The organism is Micromonospora sp. NPDC051227, from assembly GCF_044455385.1.
Classification (GTDB): domain Bacteria; phylum Actinomycetota; class Actinomycetes; order Mycobacteriales; family Micromonosporaceae; genus Micromonospora.
Window position 1 is genome coordinate 64,463 of record NZ_JBITET010000007.1, and the last position, 16,476, is coordinate 80,938.

The 16,476-nt window shown below is 72.5% G+C and carries 14 protein-coding genes; 4 read left to right on the forward strand and 10 right to left on the reverse strand.

Going from position 1 to position 16,476, the window contains the following annotated elements:
* Window positions 1-85: 85 nt before the first annotated feature.
* Both xylB and xylA read right to left on the reverse strand, forming a co-directional pair.
* Window positions 86-1,513 carry a xylulokinase gene (xylB, locus tag ACIA47_RS18865; RefSeq protein WP_396709446.1) on the reverse strand — a complete coding sequence of 476 codons (1,428 nt, stop codon included), beginning with the start codon at window positions 1,511-1,513 and terminating at the stop codon, window positions 86-88.
* Between the two features lie 9 nt (window positions 1,514-1,522).
* Window positions 1,523-2,710: a xylose isomerase gene (gene xylA / locus ACIA47_RS18870; RefSeq protein ID WP_203120666.1), complete on the reverse strand. Its 1,188-nt coding sequence runs from the start codon at window positions 2,708-2,710 to the stop codon at window positions 1,523-1,525.
* Window positions 2,711-2,787: 77 nt separating this feature from the next.
* Here xylA and ACIA47_RS18875 point away from each other — a divergent pair, with 77 nt between their 5' ends.
* Window positions 2,788-4,026: an ROK family transcriptional regulator gene (locus ACIA47_RS18875; protein ID WP_203120665.1), complete on the forward strand. Its 1,239-nt coding sequence runs from the start codon at window positions 2,788-2,790 to the stop codon at window positions 4,024-4,026.
* 116 nt (window positions 4,027-4,142) lie between these two features.
* Here the strand turns inward: ACIA47_RS18875 and ACIA47_RS18880 are convergent, their stop codons facing one another.
* A complete protein-coding gene (locus ACIA47_RS18880) occupies window positions 4,143-4,769 on the reverse strand; it encodes a MarR family winged helix-turn-helix transcriptional regulator (protein WP_396709449.1) in 627 nt (208 codons plus the stop codon).
* A 97-nt stretch (window positions 4,770-4,866) separates the two neighbouring features.
* Here ACIA47_RS18880 and ACIA47_RS18885 point away from each other — a divergent pair, with 97 nt between their 5' ends.
* On the forward strand, window positions 4,867-5,997 hold the full coding sequence (locus ACIA47_RS18885; RefSeq protein WP_203120663.1) for a PP2C family protein-serine/threonine phosphatase: 1,131 nt from the start codon (window positions 4,867-4,869) through the stop codon (window positions 5,995-5,997).
* 7 nt (window positions 5,998-6,004) lie between these two features.
* Here the strand turns inward: ACIA47_RS18885 and ACIA47_RS18890 are convergent, their stop codons facing one another.
* From ACIA47_RS18890 to ACIA47_RS18920, 7 genes are all read right to left on the reverse strand, one after another.
* Complete coding sequence (locus ACIA47_RS18890; RefSeq protein WP_203120662.1) at window positions 6,005-7,486, reverse strand: sugar transferase; 1,482 nt, start codon at window positions 7,484-7,486, stop codon at window positions 6,005-6,007.
* A 216-nt stretch (window positions 7,487-7,702) separates the two neighbouring features.
* On the reverse strand, window positions 7,703-9,460 hold the full coding sequence (locus tag ACIA47_RS18895; RefSeq protein ID WP_396709452.1) for a substrate-binding domain-containing protein: 1,758 nt from the start codon (window positions 9,458-9,460) through the stop codon (window positions 7,703-7,705).
* Between the two features lie 157 nt (window positions 9,461-9,617).
* Window positions 9,618-10,655 (reverse strand): lactonase family protein, encoded by a 1,038-nt coding sequence (locus tag ACIA47_RS18900; RefSeq protein WP_396709454.1) that lies wholly within the window; start codon window positions 10,653-10,655, stop codon window positions 9,618-9,620.
* Between the two features lie 87 nt (window positions 10,656-10,742).
* Complete coding sequence (locus ACIA47_RS18905) at window positions 10,743-11,345, reverse strand: ATP/GTP-binding protein (RefSeq protein ID WP_091405745.1); 603 nt, start codon at window positions 11,343-11,345, stop codon at window positions 10,743-10,745.
* Window positions 11,326-11,715 carry a DUF742 domain-containing protein gene (locus ACIA47_RS18910; protein WP_203120659.1) on the reverse strand — a complete coding sequence of 130 codons (390 nt, stop codon included), beginning with the start codon at window positions 11,713-11,715 and terminating at the stop codon, window positions 11,326-11,328. Before ACIA47_RS18910 ends, ACIA47_RS18905 begins: the two co-directional genes overlap by 20 nt.
* The gene (locus ACIA47_RS18915; protein ID WP_196919451.1) at window positions 11,705-12,127 is read right to left on the reverse strand and encodes a roadblock/LC7 domain-containing protein; all 423 of its coding nucleotides are present in this window, start codon (window positions 12,125-12,127) and stop codon (window positions 11,705-11,707) included. Before ACIA47_RS18915 ends, ACIA47_RS18910 begins: the two co-directional genes overlap by 11 nt.
* The gene (locus ACIA47_RS18920; RefSeq protein WP_396709457.1) at window positions 12,127-14,493 is read right to left on the reverse strand and encodes a nitrate- and nitrite sensing domain-containing protein; all 2,367 of its coding nucleotides are present in this window, start codon (window positions 14,491-14,493) and stop codon (window positions 12,127-12,129) included. The genes ACIA47_RS18915 and ACIA47_RS18920 overlap by 1 nt, the downstream gene beginning before the upstream one ends.
* A 287-nt stretch (window positions 14,494-14,780) precedes the next feature.
* Between ACIA47_RS18920 and ACIA47_RS18925 the strand changes: the two genes are divergently transcribed.
* The gene (locus tag ACIA47_RS18925) at window positions 14,781-15,374 is read left to right on the forward strand and encodes a hypothetical protein (protein WP_203122578.1); all 594 of its coding nucleotides are present in this window, start codon (window positions 14,781-14,783) and stop codon (window positions 15,372-15,374) included.
* 11 nt (window positions 15,375-15,385) lie between these two features.
* Complete coding sequence (locus ACIA47_RS18930) at window positions 15,386-16,414, forward strand: hypothetical protein (protein WP_396709460.1); 1,029 nt, start codon at window positions 15,386-15,388, stop codon at window positions 16,412-16,414.
* Window positions 16,415-16,476: the final 62 nt, after the last annotated feature.

The following is a 16,476-nucleotide window of genomic DNA, read 5'->3' on the forward strand; positions in this document are numbered from 1 at the left end:
GCCAACCAGACTGCGTAAAGGAGGTCGTCACGCGGGTGGGTGCCGGTCACCGTCGACCGGCACCCATGCGCGTCGATCCCGGCGGTCAGCGCCGGTCGAGCACCAACCCGCGCGCCGCGGCGTACTGGTCACGGACGGCGGGGACGGCCGCCGCCGCGTACTCCTCGGTGCCCTCGACCGCCCAGACCGGCGGCTCGGCGCCGCCCAGGGCGACCCAGGCGGCCTGGCGGGCGGCACCGTCGGCGACGTACTCCCCGGCTGGCGGGACGACGACCGGGCAGCCGAAGACCTGCGGAGCGATCTGACGCACCGCGGCCGACCGGGCCCCGCCGCCGACCAGGATGACCCGGCGGGCGGTGGCACCCTGCGCGGTCATCGCGTCCAGCCCGTCGGCGAGCGCGCAGAGCATGCCCTCCACGGCGGCCCGAGCCAGGTGCGCGGGGGTCGACGTGCGCAGAGTCAGGCCGTGCACCGCGCCGGTGGCGAGCGGTCGGTTCGGCGTCCGCTCACCCTCCAGGTAGGGCACCATGACCAGCCCGTCGGCCCCGGCTGGCGCGGAGAGCGCCAGCTCGGCCAGCTCGTCCAGGTTGACGCCGAGCATCGCGGCGGCGGCGTCCAGCACCCGGGCCGCGTTGAGCGTGCAGACCAGGGGCAGGAAACGGCCGGACGCGTCGGCGAAGCCCGCGACGATGCCGCTCTCGTCGGCGGCCGGCACGTCGGCGACGCTGAACACGGTGCCGGAGGTGCCGATCGAGACGACCACGTCACCCGGGCCGGCGCCGACGCCCAGCGCGGCGGCGGCGTTGTCCCCGGTGCCCGCGCCGAGCAGCGCCCCGCCCGGCCCGCCGAAGCCGTCGGCGAGCTTGCCCGCCGACTCGGCCGGACCGAGCACCTCGGGCACCACCAACCGCCGACCGAAGCCCCGCTCCAGCAGGTCCAGCCGGTAGTCCCCGCTAGACGGCGACCAGTAACCGGTGCCGCTGGCGTCGCCCCGGTCGGTGCGCAGCGCGCCCAACCCCGGTGCGCCGGCCAGCCGCCAGGTCAGCCAGTCGTGTGGCAGGCAGACGGCGGCAACCCGGGCGGCCAGCTCCGGTTCGTGCCTGGCCAGCCATCGCAGCTTGGTGATGGTGAAGCTGGCCACCGGAACGCTGCCGGTGGCCTCGGCCCAGAACCGACTCCCGGCCGAGCCGCCGCCGGCCTCCTCGATGAGGTCGGCGGCGGCGTCGGCGGATCGGGTGTCGTTCCACAGCAGCGCCGGGCGGACCACCCGGCCGTCCTCGTCGAGACACACCATGCCGTGCTGCTGGCCGGCGACGGAGATCGCCGCCACGTCGGCCAGCCCGCCGGCCTGGTCGGCGGCGCTGCGCAGCGCCTGCCACCAGGCTTCCGGGTCGACCTCCGTGCCGTCCGGGTGCGGTGCCCGGCCCTGCCGGAGCAGAGCGCCGGACTCCGCGTCCCGGATCACCACCTTGCAGGACTGGGTGGACGAGTCAACGCCTGCGACCAACGGCATGGCGGGGCCTCAGCGGGCGCCGAGCAGGTGCTCGACGGCGAGCTGGTTGAGCCGGACGAAGGCGAAGCCCCGGGCGGCCACCGCGTCCACGTCGACGTCCTCGAACGCGGAGCGGTCGGCCAGGAGCTCCTCGTAGCCCTCGCCGTCGCCGAGGGTCGGCGTGCTCAGCTCGCCGACCTTGCTGGCGGCGAGCGCCTCGACCACCTCGGGGTCGGCGCGGAACGCCGCTGCCCGCTCCTTGAGCAGCAGGTAGGTGCTCATGTTGGCCGCCGCGGAGGCCCACACCCCCTCCATGTCCTCGGTGCGGGACGGCTTGTAGTCGAAGTGCCGGGGGCCGTCGTAGGCCGGCCCGCCGTTGGGGCCGCCGTTCTCCAGGAGGTCCACCAGGGCGAACGCGTTCATCAGGTCACCGTGGCCGAAGACCAGGTCCTGGTCGTACTTGATGCCGCGCTGGCCGTTGAGGTCAAGGTGGAACAGCTTGCCCTGCCAGAGCGCCTGGGCGATGCCGTGGGCGTAGTTGAGCCCGGCCATCTGCTCGTGGCCGACCTCCGGGTTGAGGCCGACCAGCTCCGGGTGGGCCAGCTGGGAGATGAAACCGAGCGCGTGCCCGATGGTCGGCAGCAGGATGTCGCCGCGCGGCTCGTTGGGCTTGGGCTCCAGGGCGAACCGCAGGTTGTAGCCCTTGTCGATGGAGTACTGGGTGAGCAGGTTCACGGCCTCGCGGTAGCGGTCCAGGGCAGCCCGGACGTCCTTGGCGAGGTCGTACTCGGAGCCCTCGCGGCCACCCCACATGACGAAGGTGCTGGCACCCAGCTCGGCGGCCAGGTCGACCTGACGCAGCACCTTGCGCAGCGCGTACCGGCGGACGTCGCGGTCGTTGCTGGTGAAGCCGCCGTCCTTGAAGATGGGGTGGGTGAAGAGGTTGGTGGTGACCATCGGCACCACCAGGCCGGTCTCGTCGAGGGCCTTGCGGAACCGGGCGATGTGCTGGTCACGGGTGGCCGCGTCGACGCCGAACGGGATCAGGTCGTCGTCGTGGAAGGTGATGCCGTACGCGCCCAGCTCGGCGAGCCGGTGCACTGCCTCGACCGCGTCGAGCTCGGGACGGGTGGCGTCACCGAACGGGTCGCGGGCCTGCCAGCCCACGGTCCAGAGCCCGAAGGAGAACTTGTCGGCGGGGGTGGGACGGGGTGCCATGAGCGACCTCCGGGTGGTGTTGTCCGCTATTTGTTCAGCGATTGAATTATTTGCCCACCATATGGCACTGTCAAGGGGTGAGCCTCACCCACGCCCCGGCCGGCGCAGTCCGTCAGGGCAGCCTGCGCGAGCTCAACCTCGCCCTGGTCCTCGGCCGGATCGCCACCGCCGACCGTCCTCCCTCCCGGGCCGACCTGGCGACCGCGACCGGCCTGACCAGAGCAACAGTGTCCGCGGTGGTCGAGGACCTGCTCGCCGGCCGGCTGGTCAGTGAATCCGACCCCGCGCCCCGCTCGGGTGCCGGCCGCCCGGCCCGCGGACTGGTCCTGGCCGACCAGGGGCCGGCCGGGCTCGGCCTGGAGGTCAACGTCGACTACCTGGCGGTCTGCGTGGTGGACCTCGCCGGCCAGGTCCGGCACCGCACGGTGCACCGGGCCGATCTGCGCCCGGTGGCCCCCGCCGACGCCCTGGCCCGCCTGGTCGAGATGGCCGGGGCAGCCCGCGACGACGCCGCCCGGCACGGCCTCACCCTGGTCGGGGCCGCGCTCGCGGTGCCCGGCCTGGTGGACGACGCCGGGCTGGTCCGGCTCGCGCCGAACCTCGGCTGGCACGACGTGCCGGTGCCCGCGCTGCTCGCCGAGCACCCTCCGCTGATCGAGCAGGTGCCCGGCGTCCCCGCGCTGGTGGTGGACAACGAGGCCAACCTCGCCGCGCTCGGCGAGCTGCACTCGCAGCCACCCGGCCCGTCCAGCTTCCTGCACATCTCCGGAGAGGTGGGCATCGGCGCCGGCATCGTGCTCGGCGGCGCGCTGTTTCGTGGCGTACGCGGGTGGAGCGGCGAGATCGGGCACCTTCCGGTACACCCCGAGGGCCGTCCGTGCCGCTGCGGCGGGCAGGGCTGCCTGGAGCAGTACGCCGGCCAGGAGGCGATCGTGGCCGCCGCCGGGCTGGCCCGGGCGGAGCTTCCCGCGGACACCGCGACGGCCCGGTTGGCCGAGTTGGCCGAGGCCGGCGACGCCGACGCGCTGCGGGCGCTACGCGACGCCGGAACGGCGCTCGGCGTCGCGGTGGCCGGCGTCGTCAACCTGCTCGACCTGGACACCGTGGTGCTCGGTGGCGGTTACGCGGCGCTCGCGCCCTGGCTGTGCCCCCCGGTCCTCGCCGAGATCGGTGCCCGGGTGCTCACCGCGGCCTGGTCACCGGTCACGGTCCGGCCGTCGACGCTCGGCGCGGAGGCCGCCGCGGTGGGTGCCGCCGGATCGGTGGCCCGCCGGATCATCGCCCAGCCCGCCGGCTGGTTGGCCCGCTCCGGCTGATCCCCACCCCCGCGCCGGGGGCCTCCGTCGGGGAGGATAGGTATCCTTGCCCCCAGGCAACGATCCCCGGTGAGGAGCCAGAAAACTGCCCCGACAGGCGGTGCCGGCCGGCTCGATCAGGCGGTACACGCCACCGGTGGGTCGCCGGCCGGCCATTCCCTGGTGGTGCCGACCGATCGTTCCGGACCGCCCGACGAACCCGTCCACCCCGCTCGGGTCTGCCGACCCGAATCGACCGACCAGTCCCCCGACCGCCCACCGGGCCGGTCCGGGTCGTCCGGCCAGTCCCCCTGACCCGTCGACTCGTCCGGCGTCGGCGCGTTCTGCGCCTGCTGGCGGCGGGCGGTCTCGTCGAACTCCCGCATCCCGCTCAGCAGCGCGTCGCGGCCCTCCGGGCTCATCCCGGTCAACACGGCGGCGAGTTGGGCCTGGCGGTCGTTCCGCAGCTGGGCGAGGAGCCGGCGGGCCTCCGGGGTGAGGTGTAGCGAGATCTCCCGGCGGTCGAAGCGGCCCGGCTCGCGCTCCAGCATGCCGGCGGCGACCAGCCGGTCGCAGAGGCGGCTGGCGGAGCTGAGCAGCATGTCGAGTCGGGTGGCGAGCCGACGCAGGTTGATCCCGTCGTGCTGCTCCACCACCATCACCGCCCGTAACTGGGCGCCAGACACGCGGTTGGCGGTCCCCTCCCGGGCAGACTCCCAGATTCCCAGCAGGGCAGCGGCCGCCGCGTCCAGTGCGGCAGCCATACTCGTCTCAGGGTCCGACGGACGGTTCAGTTCGGCCATGGTGGCCCGAGAGTACTCCGAACCTCCTGGTGGTCGAGCTTTCAGTGAAGGACTGACGATGGGCGAACCGGTCAATCGGGCACGACGTGCCCTGAACGAGACACCAGCCGACCGGCTTGTCGGTGGGATCGGGGACGTGCTCGCCCAGTCGTACGGGATCACCGACGTCGAGCTCTACCAGGTCGACTACCGACTCGCGGAGCTGCTGCCACTCACCGACGGTGACTCGATCACCAGCCCCGGGCACCCGGCCTGGCGCGCCTTCGACCACCAGTCGCCGATACTGACCGACGGCACCGCCTGGTTCCCGGTCACCATGCGTGGCGAGCGTCGAGGGGTGCTGTGCCTGTCACCCGTTCCGGACGACCGGGAAGTCGTCGCCGCGCTGGCCGAGATCGCCACCGCGCTCGCCCACGAGGTGGCGGCGGTCTCCGCCGGCACCGACGTCTACCGGGCGGCCCGGCGCACCCAACGCCTCACCCTGGCCGCCGAGATGCAGTGGGACCTGCTCCCCGGCCGCAGCCGGATCCGTCCCTCGTTCAGCCTGGCCGGGCAGTTGGAGCCGGCGTACACGGTGCGCGGCGACAGCTTCGACTGGTCCGACGACGGGGAGCGGCTCTGGCTGTCCACCATCAACGGCACCGGTGAGGGGGTGGCGGCCTCCCTGCTCACCTCGCTGGCCACCCACGCGCTGCGCAACGCGCGTCGGGCCGGGCTGAGTCTGGCCGACCAGACCGCCCTCGCCGACCAGGCCATCTACGACCTGTACCGGGGCGAGCAGCACCTCTCCGCGTTGCTGATGGAGTTGGACCTGCGCTCCGGGATGATGACAGTGGTGGACGCCGGGTCACCCCGACTGGTCCTGGTCCGCGACGGGAACGTCACCGAGCAGCCGCTGGAGGCGCAGTTCCCGCTGGGCATGTTCGAGGCGACCGACTACCACGAGCAGAAGTTCCCGCTGGAGCCTGGCGACCGGCTCTTCGTGGTCAGCGACGGGGTGCTGGACGCCACCGGTCAGCAGGTGCGCTACGGCGAGACGGCACTGGACCGGTTCCTGCGGCGGACCGGGCCGATGGCGCCACTGGACGCCGTCCGGTCGCTGATCGGTGATCTGCGCGCGTTCGTGGCCGGTGACCTGGTCGACGACGCGGTGGTCGTCTGCCTGGACTGGAACGGCCCGCAACCGTGACCGGTGCTCAGTACGCGCCGCGGCCGTTCAGCACCGCGCCGAAGGTCTTCCAGAGGATGGTGAGGTCGGCGGCGAGGGACCAGTTCTCCACGTAGTAGAGATCGAGCCGGATGCCGTCCTCCCAGCTCAGGTCGGAGCGGCCACTGACCTGCCACAGGCCGGTCATGCCGGGCTTGACCAGCAGCCGTCGGGCCACGTCACCGTCGTAACGGGCCACCTCCGAGGGCAGCGGCGGGCGGGGCCCGACCAGGCTCATCTGACCCAGCAGCACGTTGACCAGCTGCGGCAGCTCGTCCAGTGACCACTTGCGCAGCAGCCGGCCGACGCGGGTCACCCGGGGGTCCTGGCGCATCTTGAACATCAGGCCGTCGGTCTCGTTGCGCGCGGTCAGTTCGGCGAGGAGCGCGTCCGCGTTCACCACCATGGTGCGGAACTTGAACACGCCGAACTCCTGCCCGCCCCGGCCGACCCGGACCTGCCGGAACAGCACCGGGCCCCGGCTGTCCAGTTTGATGGCCAGGGCGATGAACGCGATCAGGGGCAGCAGCACCGCCAGCGCCAGCGACGAGACGGACCGGTCGACGAGACCCTTCACCAGCTTGCGGGCCCCACGGAACTCCGGCGCCTCGACGTGGATCAGCGGCAGGCCGGCGACCGGGCGGGTGTGGATCCGCGGGCCGGCGACGTCGGTCAGCGCGGGTGCCACGACCAGGTCGACGCCCGTCCCCTCCAACTGCCAGCCGAGACGGCGCAGCCGGGTAGCGGTCAGCTCACCGGAGGCGGTCACCGCGACCGTGTCCGCGCCGATTGCGGTGGCGGCCTCCGGGATTCCCCGGAACGACCCCACCACCGGCACGTCACCCAGCCGCTGCGCCACCGGCGCGAGCAGTGCGTCCGGGATGCAGGCGCCCACCACGTGGTAACCGGCGTACGGCTCACGGCGCAGCGTGTGGACCAACTCCAACACGTGGGCGGTGTCCCCGACCACCAGCACCTTGCGGGACCAGCCGGCACCCAGCGAACGGGCCCGGTGCAGCCGCTTGCGGGCGGCGAACCGCGCCACCTCCAGCCCGACGGTGCCCACCGCGAAGGAGATGCCCAGGAACCCCCGGGAGACGCCGACGTCGGCGATGTAGCCGATGATGGCGATCGCCCCGGCCAGGCGCAGGCTGGCGGAGCTGACCCGCCGGTACTCGTCCGCCCCGTAGCCGATCACCCGGTCGTCGTAGCAGCCGAGCGCCTTGAGCGAGATCAGCCAGGCCAGCACCAACCCGGGGGCGACCAGCACGTACGGGATCTCCGAGCCGGTCGGCTCGCCCTCACCGAAACGGGCGACGTAACCGATCAGCAGCGCGATGATGAGGACGGTGGTGTCCAGCACCACGAGAACCCGGACGTAGGACCGTTCGTCGGCGCGGGCCACCAGCCCGGCGCGTCGACCGTCCGGCTCCGCCGACCTCGCGGGGGTCAACAGTGTCGCCACGCTCACCGGCCCTCCCACTCTGTACAGGATGGCCCCGGCCGACGGGTCGGACCGGAGGCGGACCGACTATGCCGGAACAGTCGACATCCTGCCTTGACAACTATGACTGCCGATTACTTCCGACGTATTGCCGTCACTTTTCTTCAACAACCTGGTGGCCGAAAAGGGGCCTGCCACACCGAATCGGCGCTACGGCAGGCCCCTGGACGTCTGAGCGTCGGATTAGCGCGGCGCTGGCGGACGGCGCGCGATGGCGCTGAGGAAGATGCTGCCGATCTCGCTCGGGTCCTTGGTGACGAAGACGTCGCCACCGGTCACCTTGGTGATCGACTCCAACTCTGCCTTGCTGACGCCCTCGCCGATGCCGATCATGATGACCTGGACCGGCCGCTCCGGGTCGGCGGCCTGCTTGAGCTTGCTGAGCAACTGCTGCTGGTTGAGGCCGTTGTCGTCCTCGTTCTTGCCGTCGGTGAACAGCACGATCGAGTTGACCCGGCCAGGCTGCCAGTTCTCCTGCACCGCCTGGTACGCGGCAAACATCGTGTCGTAGAGGCCGGTGTCGCCGCTGGAAGGCTTGACGGTGGCAAGGGCGCCCTCCAACTGGGCCCGCTGGCCGGAGAGTGGCCCGATCGGGACCAGCTCCCGGTAGTCCCGGTTGCCGACGAGCTGGGTGGAGAAGGTCCACAGACCGATCGACCAGGAGTCGTCGAAGAGGCCGAGGCCGCGACGGGCCGCGTCGACCGTGACCTCCTCCCGGCTGCGGTTGTTGGCGCTGGGCACCGGGTCCTTCATCGAGCCGGAGACGTCGATGACGGCGAGCATCCGACCGGACTGGGTGGCGATCGACCAGCTGGAGACGACCCGCTGGATGGCGGCCGGGTCGAGGCCACCCGCCGCGGTTCCGCCGTTCGCCGGTGCGGTGGGCGCGCCACCGGACGGGCTCGGCGCACCCTGCGGCGCCTTGAAACCCTCGCCCCAGTTGCCGTCCGGCGCGCGCAGCGACTGCGCGGCGAGCCGGTCGCGGAAGGTCGGGCTGGTGAGCAGTTCGAACAGCACCTTGGCCGCCGACGCTTTGCTCGGCTCGATGCCGGGCAGCACCGCGTACGGGTAGTCCAGCGGCATCGGCGCCGGCTCCATGTAGAGCGCGGCGAGCGGCACCGGCGGCTTCTTGCTGTTGTACGCGATCACGTCTTCTTCGGACAGGGCCGCCGCGCCGAGACCGCTGGCGATGGACGTCGAGTCGTTGGCCGTGGGGAAGCGGGCCAGCAGGTCGTTGCGGAGCGAGGAGCGCCCGGTGGCCAGTGCGCGGAGCGCGCCGACGGTGTTGCGTTGGGCGTCGCCACCGGCGCCGTTGGCGGCCGCGGTCAGCGAGAGTAGACCGGACAGGCCCGCCGCGTCGCGGGTCGGCTCGACGATCCCGGTCCGCAGCGGTGCACTGGTGTTGTTGACCTGCTTGAGCAGGTCGGTCCAGTTGAACTTCTTGTCCGGCCAACCCAGCCGGGTGGCGATCGGCTCGGGCATCGCGACGACGATCGGGCTGCGCGCGATGGAGGCGCCGTTGGTCGGAGCGAACGCGGTCGCGTCCTTCTTCAACCGCAGCAGCCAGGTCGAGGAGTCGGGCACCCAGACGTCCGGGCTGACGGCGGTGCCGCTGGCCTGCCCCACGCCGGCCAGCACAGCGCCGTGCTTGGCCGCCACCACGGCCGCCACGTCGACCGGGTCGGACGCGGACACGTCGACGCGGATGCAGGTCGGGCCCACCGCGGCGCCATCCTTGACCCACTGGGACGCGGCGGCGTCCACCGCTGGCGCGAGTTCGGAGGCGACCGCCACGGCGAGTCGGATCTCTCCCGAGCAGCTGGGCTGGATCAGCTCCTGGTAGCCGAACCAAGCGCCCGTCGTCACGACGAGCACCCCCGCCGTTGCGGCGGCGGCGGCTAGGTGGAGTTTCGAACGCATGCGATGGCGGCCTGCTGACACGGTGACCATCTTGCGTACTAGGTGCCGTCTCTGCCACATCCGTTCGGACTAAAGTTACGGAGGAGAAACAGTTGACCACCTTTTTGCAACACAGAGTGACGTGGCAGCCCCGTGGCGTTGCCAAATCAGTGCAGCGCTCACGTCTCTGAACCATCGTTCAGGGCAGTACGCACGTCGGGCTCGGCACCGGCACCGGCTCGCCGACCGCCTCCGGGACGCCGGTGTCGGTGTCGCGCCGGAACACCCGCACCATGTCCGCCCGCTCGTCGGCGACGTAGAGGTGCTCCCCGATGAGGGCGAAGTGCCGAGGCCACTCCCCGCCGGTGTCCACTTCGGCCACCAGATCGGGCAGCTCCCCGGCCAGGGTGAAGACCGCCACGGTCCCCACCCCACGGTTGGCGACGTAGAGGAACCGGCCGTCCGGGGCGACCGCGACCTCCGACGGCTGAACGTGACCGGCGCGCTCGCTCGCCTCGACCCGCCCGCGCTGGTGCAACGCGCCGTCGTCGGTCAGCTCGTAGGCGGTGACCGAGGCGTCCAGCTCCCCGACGAGGTAGCAGCGCCGACCGTCGGGGTGCCGGGCCAGGTGCCGGGGGCCGGTGCCGGGCTTCGTACGCATCCGAGGCGCACGCGGTACCAGTCGTCCGGTCGCCTCGTCCAGGTCGTACCGGTAGACCGAGTCAGTGCCGAGATCCACGCCGAAGATCGGCCCCTGGCCCACCCCGGGCGAGACCATGTGGGCGTGGGCGTGGTCCTGGCGCTCCGGGTCGGGGCCGCGCCCCTCGTGCACCACCAGGTCGGTGCGCTCGCCGGGCACGCCCTGCGGGTCGAGCGGGAAGACCGCGATGCTGCCGCTGCCGTAGTTGGCCGCCAGCAGGTGACCCCCGCCGGGCAGCACCGCCAGGTGGCAGGGCTCGGCGCCGCCTGTCGACCGACTGCCGAGCGGGTCCAGCGCGCCGTCCGCCCCGACCTGCCAGGCGCTGATCTCGCCGTCCGTCAGCTCGTTGACCGCGTAGAGCACCGGCTGGCTGGGGTGCCGCACCAGGAAGGAGGGGGACGGGGTGGCTGCCACAGTGCCGAGCGGGGTCAGCGCCCCGGTCCTCGGGTCGCGACGAGCGGCGACGATGCCGCTGCCCCGCCCGCCGCTCTGCGCGGTGTAACCCCCGATGTGGACGACCTCACCCTGACCGCTCACGCCCAACTCCTCCGCCGGCATCCTTGGTTGATCCAACCAGAGGCTGCCCGCGTTGCCCGCCCGTTAACCGGCTTTCCGGCCCGGATCTCAGGCCGCCGGGACCGGCTCGCCGCGCTGTCTCGCGACGTGCTCCACCAGAGAGATCAACACCATCTTTCCGGACTGCCGGTCCCGGGCGTCGCAGAGCACCATCGGCACGTCCGGGTCCAGGTCGAGCGCTCGGCGTACGGTCTCCAGGTTGAACCGGCGGGAGTCGTCGAAACAGTTCACGCCCACCACGAACGGGATTCCCCGCTGCTCGAAGTAGTCGATGGAGGGGAAGCAGTCGGCCAACCGCCGGGTGTCGGCGAGCACCACCGCGCCGAGCGCGCCGAAGGCCAACTCGTCCCAGAGGAACCAGAACCGGTCCTGGCCAGGCGTGCCGAACAGGTAGACCTGAAGGTCGTCGTTGATGGTGATTCGGCCGAAGTCCATCGCCACCGTGGTGGTGGACTTGCCCTCCACGCCGGAGATGTCGTCGGTGCCGATCCCGGCACCGGTGAGCACCTCTTCGGTCTGCAACGGACGGACCTCGCTCAGGGCACTCACCAAGGTCGTCTTGCCAGCCCCGAAGCCTCCCGCGATGAGGATCTTCAGTGCCAGCGGGATGGTGGTGCTGGTGCCCACCTGGTCATAGCGCACGGAGTCCACTGACCACCGCCTTGAGGATGTCGTCGTCGGGAAGGATGCCGGCGGCCGGCGGCTCGTGCACCGCGACCAGGCCCTCGGCGAGGAGATCACCGAGCAGTACCCGGACCACGCCGACCGCGAGGTCCAGCTCGGCTGCCAGTTCGGCCACCGACACCGGCCGGTGGGCCAACGTGACCAGCCGTCGATGCTCCGGCAGCAGATGCGAATGGCTTGTCACGTCGACGTCCGAACCGGCCAACACGAACGCGACCAGGTTGAAGTCGTCGACGGCGGAGCGTACCCGGCCTCCGGTGAGCGTGTACGGGCGCATCACCGGGCCGGCTTCACCATCCAGCCACTCGTGCTGCGGCCCGGGTGGCTCAGTCCGCATCTCCGGCACCCGCTGCCGATCGGGCCGGCGCGGCGAGGCTCTCCCCCACCCGGATCACCAGCATCGCCATCTCGTACGCGACCAGCCCGATGTCCGCGTCGGCGTCGCTCACCACGGCCAGGCAGGCACCCTGCCCGGCAGCGGTGACGAAGAGGTACGCCGCCTCCATCTCCACCACGGTCTGCCGGACCGGGCCGCCGTCCACGTGCCGGCTGGCGCCTCGGGCGAGGCTGGAGAAGCCGGCAGCGAGCGCGCAGAGGTGTTCGGCGTCGGAGCGCTCCAGCTCGGCCGAACAGCCGAGCAGCAGGCCGTCGGCGGAGAGCACCACCGCCTCGCGGGCGGCCGGTACCCGTTGCACCAGTTCGTCGAGCAACCAGTCCAGGCCGGCGCTCTGCTTCGTCGAATCCCGCACTAGGCGTCCCTCTCAGTCACGGTCGGGGGTTCGGGGGTCGTCGGCGGGTCGGTGGGGGCCGCCGGGACCGCCGGACCGGTTGGCGCCGTCGGGGTGATGGCGGTGGCGCGTCCGCGCGCCGTGCCGGCCTGGAGCGCCGCCATCACCTGGCGGACCTCCTCGGGCGAGCGGGGCGACGGCGTGTCGGTGACGGTGGACCGGGGCCGGGCGGCGGGGGTAGGACGTCGCACCCGGCGGGGCAGGCCATCCAGCTCGTCGTCCGACTCGTCAGGGGTCGCCGAGACCTCGTCGCGCCCATTGGCAGGCGGGTTGGCCGAGGTCGGCGCTCCGGTGGGTGGGGCGGGCGGGGCTGTGCTGGCGGACGGGGCCGTCGGCGGGCGGGTCCGGGGGCGGGTCACGGCACCCCGGCGCGCCGTCCGAGCCAGCCGCCGGCTCGGGTCGGCCGAGGCGGTGCCGAGCGTGGCGGGGTCGGGGCCGGCCGGCGGCTCGGTGGTGACCAGGTCGCCGGGGACCAGCATCACTGCCGTCACGCCACCCTCCCCGGATGGGCGCAACCGGACCCGTACGCCGTGCCGGGCCGCCAGCCGGGCCACCACGAACAGACCGAGTCGGGCGCTCTGCGCCGGGTCGAACTCGGGCGAGCTGGCCAGCCGGGTGTTGGCGGTCTCCAGCGCCGCGTCGGACATGCCCAGCCCCTGATCGGTGATCTCCAGGGCGTACCCGTTGGCCACCTGCGCCCCGGTGACGGTGACCCGGGTGTCCGGCGGGGAGAAGGCGGTGGCGTTCTCGACCAGCTCGGCGAGCAGGTGGATGATGTCGCCGACCGCCCGCCCCAGCACGCCGGCCGGCTGCACGGCCTTGACGTCCACCCGTTCGTACGCCTCGACCTCGGAGATCGCGCCGCGGATCAGGTCGACCATCGCGACCGGGTTCCGCCAACCCCGGCCGGGCGCGGAGCCGGCGAGGATGACCAGATCCTCGGCGTGCCGGCGCAGCCGGGTGGCGAGGTGGTCGACCTGGAACAGCTCGGCCAGCTCGTCCGGGTCCTCGCTACGCCGCTCCATCCGGTCCAGCAGGTGCAGCTGACGGTGCACCAGGCTCTGGCTCCGTCGGGCGATGTTGAGGAAGACCTCGTTGAGCCCGCGACGCAGGGTGACCTCGTCCACCGCGGCCTGGACGGCAGTGCGCTGCACCTCGGTGAAGGCGCGCCCGACCTCGCCGATCTCGTCGTGGCCGTACTCCAGCGGCGGCGCCTCCCGGGCGACGTCGACCTGCTCGCCTCGGCGCAGCCGGGCCACCACGTCGGGCAGCCGGTGCTCGGCCAGCTCCAGCGCGGCGGTGCGGACGCCGCTGAGCCGGCGGACCAGGGTGCGGCCAACCCGCAACGCCACCAGCACCGAGACGACCACCGCGACGAGCCCGAGTACGCCGGCGGCGGCCAGCCGCACCAGGATGCGGACCGCCATCGGCACCGAACGGTCGGTGAGAGCGTCGGCCTCGGACAGCTCGAAGTCGCGCAACTGCTGCTGCACCGCGTCCTGGCTGGCCTGCCAGGACGCCGCGTCGACAGTCGGTCGGCCGGACCGGTTGGGTACGACCAGCGCGTCCTGCATCGTGCGCAGCCGGGTGAACGCCTCGCTCTCGGTCAACCGTTGGTACGCGACCCGGCTGCTCTCGGGCAGGTCGGCCACGGCGCTCTCGGTGAGCCACCGTTGGTTGCCGATGGCCTGTACGAGCTGGGTGTGCTCGCCCTCGGCGAATCGTCCGGCGGTCAGCGCGCCGGCCAGCAGCGCGTCGCTCTGGCCGAGCAGTTCCCGGGAGCGACCCAGCGCGGTGAGCGCCAAGGCCTGCCGGTTGATGTCCGGGTCGGTCAGGGTCGCCATGCCGGCGAACGCCTGGAAGGCCGCGGAGACCATGCCGCTGTACAGGCCGATCGCGCCGGCCCGGTCCACCTTGCGCTCGTCGATGAACTTCCGCCCGTCGGGTAGCGCCGCCAGTGCGTTGACCAGCTGGTCGACCCGGGCTTCCAGCAGGTCGTCCGCGGCGTCGCGCAGCGGTTCACCGTCCACCCGGCGGCGCAGCTCGGCGACCGCCCGATCGGTGCGCCCGCGCTGCTCGGCGAGTGCGGGCAGCTCGGTATCGCCGGCGAGCTGCACCGCCGAGAGTCGGCGTTCCCGTTGCAGCTCGGTGACCACTGCCTCGCCGGGGCGACCCAGGTCGTACAACAGGGTGCGGGCGGAGAGCAGGTTCAGGGCGGGACCGAAGGTCAGCGTGGTCGCGAAGATCCACAGCGCCAGGAGCGCGGTCACCGGCGCGACGACCAACGCAGTCAGCTTCGAGCGGATCGGCCAGTCGCGGGTTTTCATCAGACCTCGCCCGTACAGGGTGGCAGGAGGGGTGCCGGCACCGCCGGGCACCGCGCCTGCCGGCTGCGCGCCCGGCCGCGTCGCCGGGCACCGGCGCGGGCGCCTTGGGCAGGATACGTAATCGGAGGCTGTTTCACTACCGCCCGTGTCTCTACCGCCCAAGCGCCTCTTCCGGGATGAATCAGGTTTTGGCCGCTGAGTAGTTGCGCCCCTCGTCAGGAAAGTGCCTCGGATCGGGATTGGCGATCACTGCGCGGAGGGAATAGCAGATGACGAAGGAGGAGCCCATGTCGCCCACGCAGATAGTCGTCATCGTGCTCGTCGTGCTGGTGATCGTCGCGGTGCTGGCCGTGGCCGCCCGCTCGCTCAACAACCGCCGGGCCCTGCGCAACCGGTTCGGACCGGAGTACGACCGGGTGGTGGCGGAACAGGACAGCCGGTCCGCCGCGGAGCGCGAACTGCGCGACCGGGAACGCCGGCATGCCGAGCTCACGCTCACCCCACTCACCCCGGAGTCCCGGGCCCGGTACGCCGCCGCCTGGGAGGAACTCCAGGTCCGCTTCATCGACTCCCCCGGCGAGACCGTGGGCGACGCGGACGAACTGGTTACCCGGCTCATCGAGGAGCAGGGCTACCCGACCGGTGACTTCTCCGACCAGATCGCCCACCTCTCCGTCGAGCACGCCCGCACGCTGACCAACTACCGGGACGCGCACGACATCCACCTGCGCAACTCCCGGGGCGAGGCCAGCACCGAGGAGCTGCGGCAGGCGGTCGTGCACTACCGCGCACTCTTCGCCGACCTGCTGGGCGAGGAGCCGGTCGGCCACCACATGCCCGAACAGCGCCACCACCCGGACCACGACGCCACGAGCCGCTGAGGAGGCCACCGATGCGCCAGGAAGAGCAGCAGGTGAGCAACGACCACCCGGAGGCCGTCCGGTCCGAGCCCGTGCCGGTACGCCCGGCCGGCGACCGGGCCGGTCGCTCCGACGTCCCTGAGGACGCCCTCGACGACCGGGGCACCTTCGACGACCAGGCCGCCGTCCATGAGCGGGCCGACGACACCGACCGGGTCGCCGCGTACGACCCGGCCGACGACGTCGACCCGCGCCACCGGCGCGACGACCGGTCCACCGACGAGGGCGGTTTCCACGAGCCGGGGCCGCTGCCGACGACATTCGGCGCCACCACGGTGGCCGACGCGGTGGCCGCATCCGCGCTGGCCAGCCCGCACCCACAGGATCAGCCGGACCCGAGGGCCGAGCGGACCGCCCAGCCGGGCGACGGCGCCGAGGACGGTGAGCGGGAGGGTCTGCGCGCCGATCCCACCGCGGAGCTGCACCGCCGCGACGCGTACGTCGACGACAGCGCGGACGTCGACGACCCCACCGACCTGGACGGCCGCACCGACGCGGACGCCTCCGCGCGGACCGTCGTCCCGCCGGGGAGCACGAACGGCGACCCGGAACGGCGCGGCGATCTGACCGGTGACCGGGATGCCGCCGCAGCGGGCGCGGCCGGCTACGGCAGCGCGACACCGGAGATGGTCGACCCGGACGCGGACGGCGAACCCGTCCCCGGCGACGACACCAGCCCCACGCTGGAGTCCGCCGGAACTTCCCGACCCGCCGGGTCGACGGTCGCCGCCGAGCCGGCCACGCTCCTCGACACGGACACCGCACAGGGCTTCCGGGACCGCTGGCGGGACGTGCAGCTGCGTTTCGTCGACGACCCGCAGTCGGCTGCCGGCGAGGCGCAGTCGCTGGTGGAGGAAGCCATCCAGGCCCTCTCCTCGGCGCTGGCCGCCCAGAAGAACACGCTGGGCGGGTGGCAGGACGCCGGCTCGGCCGACACCGAACAACTGCGGATGGCGGTCCGCAACTACCGGGACTTCCTGGACCGCGTACTCGGTCGCTGATTCACCTGACCAACACTGGCGCCCCGGCCGAAAACGGCCGGGGCGCCCTCTTGCGTACCGAT